This window comes from Atopobium minutum 10063974, from assembly GCF_000364325.1.
GTDB classification, from domain to species: Bacteria; Actinomycetota; Coriobacteriia; order Coriobacteriales; family Atopobiaceae; genus Atopobium; species Atopobium minutum.
On sequence record NZ_KB822534.1, the window covers coordinates 21047 to 33709 of the forward strand.

Annotated in this window: 12 protein-coding genes; 5 read left to right on the forward strand and 7 right to left on the reverse strand. The window is 50.4% G+C overall.

Going from position 1 to position 12663, the window contains the following annotated elements:
* Nucleotides 1-68 precede the first annotated feature (68 nt).
* The gene (gene pyk / locus HMPREF1091_RS06820; protein WP_002564073.1) at nucleotides 69-1511 is read left to right on the forward strand and encodes a pyruvate kinase; all 1443 of its coding nucleotides are present in this window, start codon (nucleotides 69-71) and stop codon (nucleotides 1509-1511) included.
* Nucleotides 1512-1648: 137 nt separating this feature from the next.
* Here the strand turns inward: pyk and HMPREF1091_RS08135 are convergent, their stop codons facing one another.
* Complete coding sequence (locus HMPREF1091_RS08135; RefSeq protein ID WP_002564074.1) at nucleotides 1649-2581, reverse strand: DMT family transporter; 933 nt, start codon at nucleotides 2579-2581, stop codon at nucleotides 1649-1651.
* Between the two features lie 108 nt (nucleotides 2582-2689).
* Here HMPREF1091_RS08135 and HMPREF1091_RS06835 point away from each other — a divergent pair, with 108 nt between their 5' ends.
* A complete protein-coding gene (locus HMPREF1091_RS06835) occupies nucleotides 2690-3346 on the forward strand; it encodes a Crp/Fnr family transcriptional regulator (protein ID WP_002564075.1) in 657 nt (218 codons plus the stop codon).
* Nucleotides 3347-3389: 43 nt separating this feature from the next.
* On the opposite strand, the gene HMPREF1091_RS06840 is transcribed toward HMPREF1091_RS06835, so the two are convergent.
* The 6 genes from HMPREF1091_RS06840 to HMPREF1091_RS06865 form a co-directional block, all read right to left on the reverse strand.
* Entirely contained in the window at nucleotides 3390-3683 is a 294-nt protein-coding gene (locus tag HMPREF1091_RS06840; protein ID WP_002564076.1) for a PTS sugar transporter subunit IIB, read from the reverse strand.
* 140 nt (nucleotides 3684-3823) lie between these two features.
* Nucleotides 3824-4564: a GntR family transcriptional regulator gene (locus HMPREF1091_RS06845; protein ID WP_002564077.1), complete on the reverse strand. Its 741-nt coding sequence runs from the start codon at nucleotides 4562-4564 to the stop codon at nucleotides 3824-3826.
* 46 nt (nucleotides 4565-4610) lie between these two features.
* On the reverse strand, nucleotides 4611-5276 hold the full coding sequence (locus tag HMPREF1091_RS06850) for a hypothetical protein (protein ID WP_002564078.1): 666 nt from the start codon (nucleotides 5274-5276) through the stop codon (nucleotides 4611-4613).
* A gap of 1 nt (nucleotide 5277) precedes the next feature.
* Complete coding sequence (gene pheT, locus HMPREF1091_RS06855; RefSeq protein ID WP_002564079.1) at nucleotides 5278-7737, reverse strand: phenylalanine--tRNA ligase subunit beta; 2460 nt, start codon at nucleotides 7735-7737, stop codon at nucleotides 5278-5280.
* 18 nt (nucleotides 7738-7755) lie between these two features.
* Nucleotides 7756-8823: a phenylalanine--tRNA ligase subunit alpha gene (gene pheS / locus HMPREF1091_RS06860; protein ID WP_002564080.1), complete on the reverse strand. Its 1068-nt coding sequence runs from the start codon at nucleotides 8821-8823 to the stop codon at nucleotides 7756-7758.
* A 351-nt stretch (nucleotides 8824-9174) separates the two neighbouring features.
* Nucleotides 9175-9990 carry an HAD-IIB family hydrolase gene (locus HMPREF1091_RS06865; protein ID WP_002564081.1) on the reverse strand — a complete coding sequence of 272 codons (816 nt, stop codon included), beginning with the start codon at nucleotides 9988-9990 and terminating at the stop codon, nucleotides 9175-9177.
* Between the two features lie 75 nt (nucleotides 9991-10065).
* Between HMPREF1091_RS06865 and HMPREF1091_RS06870 the strand changes: the two genes are divergently transcribed.
* The 3 genes from HMPREF1091_RS06870 to dtd are packed head-to-tail and all read left to right on the forward strand — an operon-like array spanning nucleotide 10066 to nucleotide 12579.
* On the forward strand, nucleotides 10066-11595 hold the full coding sequence (locus tag HMPREF1091_RS06870) for a carboxypeptidase M32 (protein ID WP_002564082.1): 1530 nt from the start codon (nucleotides 10066-10068) through the stop codon (nucleotides 11593-11595).
* A 47-nt stretch (nucleotides 11596-11642) separates the two neighbouring features.
* Nucleotides 11643-12113: a pyridoxamine 5'-phosphate oxidase family protein gene (locus HMPREF1091_RS06875; RefSeq protein ID WP_002564083.1), complete on the forward strand. Its 471-nt coding sequence runs from the start codon at nucleotides 11643-11645 to the stop codon at nucleotides 12111-12113.
* A gap of 49 nt (nucleotides 12114-12162) precedes the next feature.
* A complete protein-coding gene (gene dtd / locus HMPREF1091_RS06880; protein ID WP_231289406.1) occupies nucleotides 12163-12579 on the forward strand; it encodes a D-aminoacyl-tRNA deacylase in 417 nt (138 codons plus the stop codon).
* Nucleotides 12580-12663: the final 84 nt, after the last annotated feature.

Sequence of the window (12663 nt, forward strand, 5' to 3'; positions counted from 1 at the left end):
GTAACTGTATTTTTAAACACATATAGCGCCATCAGAGATGGCTTATCATTGCAAGGAAAGGACAGGTTGTGACCAGCAAGAAAACTAAAATTGTTTGTACCATGGGACCCTCTACGGAGGACGAGAACGTCTTGCGCGAACTCATCCGCAATGGCATGAACGTTGCCCGTTTTAATTTCTCCCATGGCTCTCATAACTACCATCGTGCTGGTGTTGAGCGCGTTCGTAAGATTGCCGCAGAGCTTAATGTTCCTGTAGCCATTATGTTAGACACCAAAGGTCCTGAGGTTCGTACCGGCGAGCTTGAGAATCACCAAAAAGTTACCCTCAACACGGGTGATAAAGTTGTTATCACTACCGATGATGACGTACTCGGCAACGCCAAGCGCTTCTCGCTGGATTACAAAAATCTGCCTAATGAGGTAGTTCCTGGCTCCATCATTTTGATTGATGACGGCCTGATCGGTCTTGAGGTAGTTTCCGTAGACGGCAATGATATGCACTGTGTGGTAAATAATGGTGGCGAGCTGGGTGAGCGCAAGGGCGTTAACCTGCCCAACGTTGAGGTTGGTCTGCCTGCGGTTACCGAACAGGATCGTGCTGACATTATTTTTGGTTGTGAGCTTGGTATTGACGCAATTGCTGCCTCCTTTATTCGCGATGCAGCTGGCGTAAACGAGATCCGTGCTATTTGTGCCGAGCAGGGCGCTGAGCGTATTTCTGTCTATCCTAAGATTGAATGCGCACAGGGTGTTAAGAACTTTGATGAAATCCTGGAAGCTTCTTCTGGCATCATGGTTGCCCGCGGTGACTTGGGTGTAGAGGTTCCTGCAGCTGAGGTTCCTCATATCCAAAAGACCATCATTCACAAATGCAACCAGGCATACAAGCCCGTTATTACCGCAACACAGATGCTGGATTCCATGATCCGCAATCCTCGTCCTACCCGCGCAGAGGTTAATGACGTAGCAAACGCAATTTATGATGGTACCGACTGTGTCATGCTTTCTGGTGAAACCGCTGCCGGTAAGTATCCTACCGACGCCGTTAAGACCATGGCATCCATTGCCGCTGAGACCGAGAAGTACCTCAAGGAGCGCAATACCTACTTTGATCGTGGTGGCGTAAAGAACGTAAACGGTGCCATTGGTTTTGCTGCTGTTACCACCGCAGAGCGTGTCGGTGCTACCTGCATCATTGCACCTACAGCCTCTGGTCGTACCGCTCGTTTGATTTCTGACTTCCGTCCTAAGCTTCCTTTGTACGCCTTTACCCCTTCCAAGAAGACTTATCGCAAGTGCTCTTTCTACTGGGGCGTAAACTGCTTTGTAACTGAAGATGCCGAGGACTTTAATGGCACTATTAAGATTGCTCTCACAGAGGCTAAAAAGCTTGGCTTGGTCAAAGAAGGCGATTTGGTAGTTATTACTGCTGGTGATCCCAAGACCTCTCCTGTTCAGGGAGACTATTCCACTTCTACCAACATGGTAATGGTCTGCCAGGTACACTAAGCTTCGCAGCTAGTGCAGCTGCTCGCATTGCACGTATGTGCGCAGCAAGGGTTTGTAGCGCAAAACCTGTACGTACTACACAGAGCCTACCGTCGCAAGACGGTAGGCTCTTTTTACGCTATGCGGACTCTGTATTTCTATGCGGACTCTGTATTTACTGTTGCTTCAGATAGTTCCAGATGAACTTCTTTGCGTTTTTTGCTCAAAGCTTCAATGCCAAAGTTAAGAAGTAAACCTGCTGCAATCACTATGCCGCCCATAATCGACGCACTTGATTGTGCTGCACCAATCACGGTGTCAAGTATCACGCCCATACCCACTTGGCCAATAAACGTCAAAAGTGTCAAACGAAGCGCTGGCACATGAGGCACCGTGGTGTTATAGAGCAAAATAACCAGTACGCCTACCAGACCGCCTGCATACATCCAAGCAGAGCCAAATGGTCCCCCAAATACCCGTGGTAGAAGCGTGGCTGCAAAAATGAGTGTAAGCAGCACTGCAAATGGAAACGCCGTAATATGAGCAACGAAGGTGCTTTGTAAGGTACTGGTTTTCTGAGCAAGACAAGAATTAACCATGCGAGAGAGAACCGCTGCAACACCCGAACTCAGTGATATCACAACAGCTACAAGCGAGGATGTTTCAACGGAAGTATCCAACATGAGAAAAATGCCTACAAAGCTCAGTGCAATACCTGGAAGCTGCTTAAGAGAAAAGGGGCGCTGCAAAACACCAAATAAACCAAAGTGATCAATCGCGCATGACGTCAACGTCTGACCTAACAGACTTAAGGCAATAATACCCGTGACGCTAATCTTGCCAAATGCAAAACTCTGGAACGCAACAGTAGCCACGCCAATAGGTCCGCCTAAATACATCCAAACAGGACCCTGGTTAAACCTTGGCCTCTGCTCATTTTTTACCTTACACAGTACAAATGCGGCAAGACAACCCACAAGGTGAATGATGGCTGACGCCCAAAACACCCCATACAAGCTTGTCAAATTTCCATTAAACGCAATCATTACCGACAAAAGCACGCCGGCAAGCAACGACAAAAAGGTGTACATTTCTCTCCTTTCTGCCTCCACTGTAAGAGGGAACTCATCCTATAGATAGGACATATGTCATACTTATAGCAACACCACGCAGTCTCTCCATACTTGGAGGTAGCTCCTATGAAAACCCGGCGTCTTGTCCAAGCGCATCAGATGGTTCTTGCGGAATATGGGCTATCGGCTATCGATACAAGCAACTGCTGCTGTGCCCTCTACACCTCCGGAGAAACCATCATTAACCAAGGTGACAGGTTTACAAGTTTTTGGCTGGTCATACAAGGCCGTGCCAAAGCATTCAGGCTGGGTAAGAACGGCAAAACACTTATTGTCAGTCGGTATATCTCAAGTGGTGTCATTGGTGACATTGAACTTATGAGCAATCTGCCTCAAGCAAAAACTACGGTAAGCGCCATCACACAGCTGGAATGCATCCAGCTACCCTACTCTTTGTGTCGCAAGGAGCTCACGCACAATATTGTCTTTTCTAACAAGCTGGGCCGCGGTCTTGCCCTCAAGCTGGCAAATTCCGCAGATGCATATGTTTCATCCGCCCTCTACACGGGCAAACAGCGCCTGTGTGCCTACATTCTTAAGAACGCCAATGCAGAATTTTTCTCCGATGCCCTTACCGAGATCAGTGCTTCCATTGGTATGAGCTACCGACACATGTTTCGTCTGCTCGAAGAACTCTGTGACCAAAACATTCTTTGTCGAGAAGGTCGAGGATTTAGCATTCGTAACGTAAGCGCTCTCGAGCACATCGTGTACGATGGCTAATCCCTGCTACGTTTTAGCTGTGATAACTAGTTTGGCACGCAGACTAACGTTTATTGACTCTATCAATAGCGGCGAGCAGCTTCTTAAACTCTGCCTCTTGTCCTATGCCCGTTAAAAAGCAAATACCATTAAATACTGGAATGTGCCAATCGGTGTCTTCCTTAACAATTGAAATATAGATATCGGCATTTTTAATGCATCGCTTAAGAGATTTAATATCGACCGCCTCGCATTGTGCGTCAACGCCTTTGAGTGTAAGGAGATGTTGGACCTTTGATGCAACCGTTTGAGAAGTTGCAACGCCTGATCCGCAAGCAACAATAATACGAGCCGTCATACTAAATCCTTTCTTAGCATTACGCCAAGCCCCAAGAAACCTATACGCATTGCATCTCATAGTGTATTCCATGAGCGTTCTTTACCAAAACGATATCTTACAATCATTTTGGTACCTCTACGCAAGCTCTGTCAAAAGGGCTAATCTTCTCGACTCGTTTGAGAACTAATGACGCAGCGGTTTGCGGGCAGCCAAATACTACCCCACTCAAAGGGAGAACCATTTTCCAAACGCACGAGCTGATCAAGGTTAAGAACCGGAGCATGCTCATCACAGCGCAGCCATTCAGAGCGTTTTTTACCAGCAGTACGCGCGCTATAGATCATCTCTGACTTACCAATACCATGACCACTGAGGCGCTCCACTGCTTCAAACAGACCTTCCTCATTAAAGTCCACATCTACCAAATCTGGGATCAATTTTAGATTGAGGTGGCTTTCGATAAACATAACGGGTTCACCAAAGACTTCACGCACGCGTGCAAGGTACAAATATGAATCTCCGCGATCAATGCCCAAGGCTTCTGCACAAGCCTTGCCAGCAGGCAGCACGGTTTTCTCGACAACCGTTGTTTGATACGGAATGCCCTGCTCGTTCATGGACTCAGCAAACGAGAGCAAAGAATTGGAAGATGGGCGTGCCATGACAGGCTGGGTTACATACGTACCGCGCCCGCGCTGCTGAACGAGAAGGCCTTCGTCTACCAGCGTGCGAATACCCTTTTGCACGGTACCACGTGACAGATCAAGCATGTCCATAAGCTCATGCTCAGACGGAATGCGATCATCCACGCCCCACTCTTTTGAATAAATTTTTTCACGCACAAAGTCAGATACCTGTACGTACAAAAGTGAATCAGACGATTTCTCAAACTGCGCCATATCTCCCCTTTAGCAGCACGCAAGACTATGAACTGCTCATAGTATACTATGTCACCCTATCCAATAAGGTTGAAATTATGATATTGTGAGCTTCTGTGGCTGTTGCTTCAAAAAACTCAGCGCTCAGTAGCTGATAGCGTGGGTTTGGCAGAGGGGGCGTATTGGCTGCCACAATGCGCTGAGCTGCCGCTATAGCTGCTTGTACATCGGGCTTCTCGATAGCATACTGTGCAAAGTTGTGCGCTGCCCGCACAAGTGCAGGACTTGCTTGTGGCACCATGGATATAGAAAGGCTCTTGCCGTACAGGTCAAAGTCGGACTGCTTTAAAATGCGCACCGTATCCCCCGGCGTATAGCCAGCATCAAACGCAACCTGACGAGCAGCCAAGTTATACACGTGATCACACACCAGATGCGCCCATGCGCCAAGAGTCATATCCCGCTCCGGCGAAGGTCCGCCAGACAAAAGCGGTGTTACATACAGCTCCCAAAACTCATCGTAGCGTGGCGTGGGCATAAACTCATCTGCTGCAAGGTGGGTACTGCAATAGCTCAGCGTCTTGGTAAGGGGCTGCACCATATAGCCCACGTAAATATCCGGAACAAAGTTACCAAACAAGAAGCAATTTGTGTCGCAAATGCCCAGTGCAGGCGGCTCTTTGGCATGCAAGAGCCGCTCAACATGGGCACTATGTACGTTCCAGCTTGGCACGCTAACCGCGCAGCTCGGCGCCCAAGCTACGCTTGAGCTTCTCGATAAACTTGCTGTGTGCTGCCTCTACCTCTTTGGAGCTGAGGGTATGGTCCGCGGCTCGGTAGACCAAAGAAACCGTCATGGACTTTTTACCAGCAGCAATAAGCAACGGATCGCGGTACACGTCAAACAAGCGAGCTTCTGCCAAGAGCTTGCCTCCAGCAGAGTTCACACGCTGCATAAGCGTTTGTGCCGTTACATCCTCAGGTACAAGCAGGGCAATATCCATGGTTACACCAGGTAAAGTAGGTACTTCCTGGTAGGCATAGCTGTGAGAAGCCCCACGCAGCAGCGCATCCTGAGCAAGCTCAAACGCAACCACATCTGTCTCGATGCCAAAGTTGACAAGAGAGTTGGGGTGCACGTTACCAATCCAGCCCAACAAATCCTTTCCTGCAAAGATCTGAGCACTCCTACCAGGCTGCAGCCATGGATACTGCTCAGGATCTGCAGGAACAAAGCGTATCTTTTGGATATGAAGCGAGGCCACTAGCTGCTCCACAATACCCTTAGCATCAAAGAAATCGTAGGTCTTGGGCTTAGCGTTCCAGCTCGGCAAGCAATTCTGACCACAGAGTACACCTGCTACAAAGCTCGGCTCTGCAGGCTGACTTGCATCTGCACTGGCAAAGAAGCAGCGACCCATCTCATAGAGCGCAACATTTGCAACACCATGATCCAAGTTATAGGCAACCGAGCGCAAAAGACCAGGAAGCATACTGCGGCGCATCTCGGACTGGCCTGCCACCAAGGGATTGAGCAAAACCACAGGCAAGCCCCTACCCTCTTCTGGCATGGCAAGCAACTCAAGGTCCCTATGGTCTGCAAAGCAATAGGTGCTGGTCTCATTAAGACCACAAGCACGCAGGGTAGCCCCCATGGCACGCACGCGCACCTGATCCTTGGTAAGACCTCCATGATGATTGCGTGCTGCAGGAAGCGTAGGCTCTACACGATCCATACCCCACAAGCGCAAGACCTCTTCTATCAGGTCTGCCTCACGAGTAAGATCGGGACGGTTGGATGGCGCAACCACCTTCCAAGGCTCTAAACTGGAGTCTATCGAGCAACCCAAGCGAGTAAGGAAGGTTTCCATCTCTTTGTTGCTTATGGGGGCGCCACACAAAGCGCGCACGCGATCAGGATGCAAGCAGATGCTTGCAGGCTCAAACTCCGCTGTCTTGCACTCCACATACCCGGGGCATACTTCGGCACCACAGCACTGCTCAAACAGTGCAGCGGCAATGTTAGCAGCAGCAACACATCCCGTGGGATCAACCTTGCGCTCAAAGCGAATGGACGCCTCACTCATAAGATCAAGGTTGCGGCTGGTACGAGAAACGTGGCCCGCATCAAAAACAGCGCTTTCTAGCAGCACGTCTACAGTGCCCTCACGCACCTCAGAGTCAAGACCACCCATAACGCCAGCAAGGGCTAAAGGCGTCTGCCCGTTATCCGTAATAACAGCCATATCAGGCGTAAGGCTACGTTTTTGCTCATCCAGAGTGGTAAGTACCTCACCCTCCTGTGCCGCACGCACAACAATATGGCGTTTGCCATCTGCTTGCTGCGTAACGGTATTCAAATCAAAGGCATGCAGGGGCTGACCGGTTAAGTACATAACATAGTTGGTTACATCCACTACATTATTGATGCTACGAGCGCCAGCAGCCATGACACGGCGAGCCAACCAATCCGGGCTGGGCCCAATGCTCACATTGCGCACTACACGTGCCACATAGCAAGAACACAAAGCAGGATCTGCCACCTCTACCGAGACAAGCTCAGCAGTTGGTGTGCCCTTCTCGGCAGCAATGGTGGGATTGTCAAAGTGAGCATCCTTGTTATAGATAGAGCCTACCTCAACGGCCACGCCCTGCATAGACAGGCAATCGGGGCGGTTGGGCGTCATTTCTGCGTCGATAATAACGTCGGACAAGCCCAGATACTGAGCAATAGGCATGCCTACGGGCGCGGTGGCAGGCAAAATTGCAATGCCATCGGACTGTCCAGCCAAGCCCAGCTCGCGCCAGGAGCAATTCATGCCACAAGACTCTACGCCGCGCAGCTTGGACTTTTTGATCTTTACACCACCGGGAAGTTCCGCTCCAATCAAAGCAGCAATGATGTGATCACCCTCATTAAAGTTTTGGGCACCGCACACAATCTGCAGGGGTGCAGGTTGGCCGGCTTCATCAAGATTGTGCTCGCCCACACATATCTGTGTAATCCACATATGATCGGAATTGGGGTGAGCAAGCTTAGACATAACCTGGCCGGTGACCACATGATCTAGATGTGCGCCGGTCTTCTCGACATGCTCTACTTCCGTACCCGTACGGACAAATTCACGACAAAGATCATCGGGGTTTTCTGGAAGCTCCACCATGGACTTGAGCCACTCATATGAAATACGCATGCTAAAGCTGCCTTTCTCTTAGAACTGACGAAGGAAACGCATGTCACCAGTTACCAGCATGCGCAGATCGGGAAGGTCATATCGAAGTGCAGCTACGCGCTCAGCACCAATACCAAAGGCAAAGCCAGAGTACTTCTGAGCATCAATGCCTACGGCAGCAAAGACGTTGGGGTCAACCATGCCGCAACCCAAAATCTCCAGCCAGCCCGTGTTCTTGCAAAAACGACAACCCGCGCCATGACAAATATTGCAAGAAACATCTACCTCACACGAAGGCTCCGTAAAGGGGAAGAAATGCGGACGATAGCGCGTTGCACGATCCTTACCAAACATCTCACGGCAAAAATAATCCAGGGTGCCTTTGAGATCGCCAAAGGTAATACCCTCGTCCACTACCAAGCCTTCAATCTGAGTAAATTGGGGCAGATGGTTTGCGTCTGCGGTATCAGGACGAAATACGGTGCCTGGACAAATCATGTAGATGGGCGGCTTGTGCTCCTCCATGGTGTGCACCTGCACGCCAGAGGTTTGCGTACGCAGCAAGATATCCGACTCACCACGAACATGTGCATGTGCGCCCTGATCCGCACGATCAAGCACATAAAAGGTGTCACGAGCAGAGCGTGAGGGGTGATCTTCTGGCGCATTGAGCGCAGTAAAATTGTAGTAGGTGGTTTCTACATACGGACCATCCTGAACGGTATAGCCCAAACCAACAAAGATCTGCTCGATCTCTTCCACAATCTGAGAAATGAGGTGCTGGGTACCAACAGAAAGAGGAGTCCCCGGAAGCGTGACATCTACGGTGTCCGCCGCAATGCGTGCTTGCAGCTCTGCTGATTGAAGCTCCTTTTTAAAGGACTCAAGTGAAGCCTCAAACTGTGCACGAACTTCATTGGCTTTTTTACCAATGTGGGGGCGCTCAGCCGGATCCACGCTACCCATGGAGCGTAAAACATGCGCAAGCGAGCCTTTCTTACCCATAGTCGCTACGCGAACCTTTTCTAGGTCCTCCAACGTTTTTGCAGCAGCAAGCTGCTCATTTGCCTGCTCGGCAATGAGCTTGAGGTCGTCAACAAGCGACATCTACCTTCCCCTTCCAAGAAAAACCGTCCCTGAGCATACGCTCAAGGACGGGAAATAACCGCGGTACCACCTTGATTGACCAACACGTTTTCTCTCGTGCAAGCCCACTTACTTGTCCTTGTTTCGTAAGGAGTACGGTTTCCCTACTGAGAAGCCCAGCACACAAGCATACTCTTTGTGCACAACACTTCCGTTAAGGTCACAGCTGATAGAGTGAACGCATTTCTCTACCTGCGTGGGCGCTTCTCAACCAGCGCAATACCAACCAACAGCGCTGAGCTCCCTCTCTGTCCACAGATAACGCGAGAAGATACCCTCTCCGTCATAGCCATTGGATTACCTTAGCACAACTTAGTGTGTAAAGGGCCACTCACCACGAGCTAACGCACGAATATCATCTGCTACGGCGTCCTCATCCACGCTGCCCGTATGCCAGCGTGCAGCCGCTGTTGCCTGGGGCATAGCCTGTGCCACCGCCACAGAGTTGGGCACATGTGCCAGCATGGGCACATCATTTCCGCCGTCACCAAATACCACCACATCCTCAAGCGTGATGCCCAAATGAGTGGTAAGCATATCTATACCAGATGCCTTATTGCGCCCCTTGAGCATGACATTAAGAAATGCCGGACTGGGAATATCAAAATCCAGAGCATCTATGCGCTCATTTAAACGATTACACAGCTCAACCGTGGCGTCCATATCGCCTCTGAGAAACACATTGCACTTGGTTATAGCGTCTGAATCTGGGATGGTTTTCTCGATAATTGCGCTTTTAGCATACTCTGCATAAGACGCGAGCAAATCCGAGGGTTCGCCACACAGCAGATGGGGCACACCGTCTATAAACACCAACACACCCGCACCAGCAACATCAGACAGCTCCTCTATCAGGGGCTTGAGCTGTTCTGGCGTAAAATGAGCTTCCACTAACGCCTGGCCATCAAGGTAGACACTTTGCCCGTTTGTGGCAATGGCTGTTGCATACGCTGCAGCGTCATCGCAAAACAGAGGAGGAAGCCACTCCATACCGCGACCGGTGCACGGCCCAAAGCGTATGCCCGCATCCAGGGCCTCATGGATGGCATCCAACAGGGGAGCCGATACGTGCTTATGCCCGTACGGCAAAATTGTTCCGTCAATGTCCGATAAAATGAGCTTAATCACAGGCTCTCCCATCCCAAAAGTTTACGAAACGCTACACTTACTTTTATATACCAATCCCCTACCAAAAGGAGCGATATGCCAACCAATCCCGAGCACCTCGCAGCCGATCTTGCAGAGCTTGATCGTATAGAGAAGCATCTTTTTGCCCACAACTATGCTGCAAGTGGCATCTATTTTAGCGGAGCCACAACCGACCCCGTCAAGGGTGCAGCTGGTCGCGGTGAAGCGCTGGCAATCTTAGATGAAGAAAACCATGAGCTTCTATGCTCTGAAGCAACAAAAGAGTTGCTGGATCGCCTGGTAGCTGCAGAGAAAAACGGAGAGCTTGATGAGTTCCGTGCTGCAGAAGTCCGCGTTTTAGCACGTGATCGCTCGCGTATAGCAGACATTCCTGCTCAGATGGCAAGCGACTATACCCGCCTGCGAGTGGAGTCTGGTGATGCTTGGCACAAGGCAAAGCCTGCAGGAGACTGGGACAGCTTTGCGCCGTATCTGGACCAAATTGTAAGTTACATGCGCCAAATTGCCGAGTTCAAAGATCCTTCTCGCAATCCTTATGATGTCTGGCTGGATGAGTTTGAGCCAGGCACATCACGCGTGTTTTACGATCGCTTCTTTGATGCGGTCAAGACAGTGGTTGTTCCTCTCGTCAATGACATCGTAAAGAACGGTTACCAGCCGAGCAAAGCCTGTGCTGAGGGAAGTTTTGATCCCAAAAAGCAGTGGGATTTGGGCATTGAGCTGTGCAAGATCGAAGGCTTGGATATGGATGCGCTGGTATGCGCCCATACCGAGCACCCCTTTACGGATTCACTCACTTCTCAACATGTCTTTATCGCTTCCCATGTGTATGAAAATGAGGTTCTATCCAATATCTTTTCTATGCTGCATGAGGGCGGACATGCCCTGTATGAGCAAGGCGTTAACCCTGCTTACGACTATACCTGCCTTAAGGGTGGCACCTCTATGGGTATCCATGAGGCCCAGTCTCGTTTCTATGAAAACCTGGTAGGACGCAGTGAGGCATTTGCCCCCGTCCTGCTTGACCTGCTTAAAAAGTACTTCCCCGAGCAGATGACAAACGTAAGTGCTCAGGATCTGTATTTGGCCGAGAACCGCGCCGAGCCTTCCCTTGTTCGTACCGAAGCAGACGAGCTGACCTACCCCCTGCACATTTTGATTCGCTTTGAGCTTGAGCAGATGCTGTTTGCTGGTGAGGCAAAGGCGGCGGACATTCCTGCACTGTGGGCTCAGAAGTATAAGGACTATCTGGGTATTGAGGTACCCAATCATACCGTAGGTGCGTTGCAGGATATGCACTGGTCCGACGGCTCTATTGGCTACTTCCCCACCTATGCGCTGGGCAGCGCCTATGCTTCTCAATTTGCTGCCAAGATGGTTGAGGAGGGCATAGATCTTGACGGCTACATTGCCTGCGGCAAGCTGGCTCCCATTAACCAGTGGCTACAGAGCCGCATCTGGACCTATGGACGAGGCAAGGACCCCATTGATCTTATCAAGGGTGCCGTAGGCACAGACTTTGATCCTAGCTTCTACACCAGCTATTTACAGGACAAGTTTAGCAAGATTTATAAGCTTGCCTAGTTTTTGTTGTACGCGCGTCCCACCACAATTTCGGCTAAGGAGTTCATATGTCTGCTCCCAAAAGAAATCTTCCTCATGATAAGGCCTGGCGCATTCTTAATGAGTGCACCTGGGGAACCCTTTCCCTCATTTTGCCTGATGGAATGCCCTATGCAACCCCAGTCAATGCTGTGTTGGATGATGATGACCACAGCCTGTGGTTTCATTGCCGCCGTGGTGGGACGCGCGCTGGCGCATTAGCGCAAAACCCCAACGTATGCTATACGGCCGTCGCTCATGTGCAGATGCCCGAAGAAAAATATACAACGTGGTATGAAAGTGCCATGGTGCATGGCACCGCTGAGTTTGTAACCGATGAAGCGCTGGTGCGCGAAAGACTTGCTTGGATGAGCAGAAAACTTGCGCCTGAGTGGGAAATGAAGCGACTGGACGAAGTTATCGATACATACATCCACGCCGTGCAGTTTGTAAAAATTACCCCACAAAGCTGGTCGGCCAAGCAAAACCGTGATAAGTAAGTAAGGACTGGTATGCGAGCTTGTTTGCAACGCGTAACCCACGCCTCCGTTGCACGTTGATACAAAACTTGTTGGTTCGTGCAAGCAGGGCTTCCTAATTCTGCTGGGCGTTGGGCCATATGATACCTGCCAAACCGCTCAGGCCCTCTGGGATAAGATCTATGGTCTGCGCGTTTTTAATGACCAAGCAGGCAAAATGAATCTCTCCCTTGCCGATATTGGCGGAGAAGTCCTCATTGTGAGCCAGTTTACCCTCTATGCAAATGCTCGACGTGGCAGGCGGCCTTCTTTTGTAGAGGCCGCTGGACCACAACTCGGAAAGAAACTGTACGAGCAGTTCTGTGCCTATGCTGCAAATGATGTGGCCCACGTTGGCCATGGCGTATTTGGGGCTGATATGCAGGTTGAGCTGGTAAACGATGGTCCCGTTACCATCTGGCTTGACAGTGACGAGCTTGGGCTGTAATCAAGCTATAACCTTGTTTGTTGCACCAGCGCAGCTGCAACATGCTTACTCGCTGGTGCCTATTCTACTGGTGCCTACCTCGCT

What these genes read in the sequence shown, in the direction of transcription:
- HMPREF1091_RS08135 (WP_002564074.1), bottom strand. Translation starts at nt 2,581, where the DNA reads ATGTACACCTTTTTGTCGTTGCTTGCCGGCGTGCTTTTGTCGGTAATG.
- HMPREF1091_RS06835 (WP_002564075.1), top strand. Translation starts at nt 2,690, where the DNA reads ATGAAAACCCGGCGTCTTGTCCAAGCGCATCAGATGGTTCTTGCGGAA.
- HMPREF1091_RS06840 (WP_002564076.1), bottom strand. Translation starts at nt 3,683, where the DNA reads ATGACGGCTCGTATTATTGTTGCTTGCGGATCAGGCGTTGCAACTTCT.
- HMPREF1091_RS06845 (WP_002564077.1), bottom strand. Translation starts at nt 4,564, where the DNA reads ATGGCGCAGTTTGAGAAATCGTCTGATTCACTTTTGTACGTACAGGTA.
- pheT (WP_002564079.1), bottom strand. Translation starts at nt 7,737, where the DNA reads ATGCGTATTTCATATGAGTGGCTCAAGTCCATGGTGGAGCTTCCAGAA.
- pheS (WP_002564080.1), bottom strand. Translation starts at nt 8,823, where the DNA reads ATGTCGCTTGTTGACGACCTCAAGCTCATTGCCGAGCAGGCAAATGAG.
- HMPREF1091_RS06870 (WP_002564082.1), top strand. Translation starts at nt 10,066, where the DNA reads ATGCCAACCAATCCCGAGCACCTCGCAGCCGATCTTGCAGAGCTTGAT.
- HMPREF1091_RS06875 (WP_002564083.1), top strand. Translation starts at nt 11,643, where the DNA reads ATGTCTGCTCCCAAAAGAAATCTTCCTCATGATAAGGCCTGGCGCATT.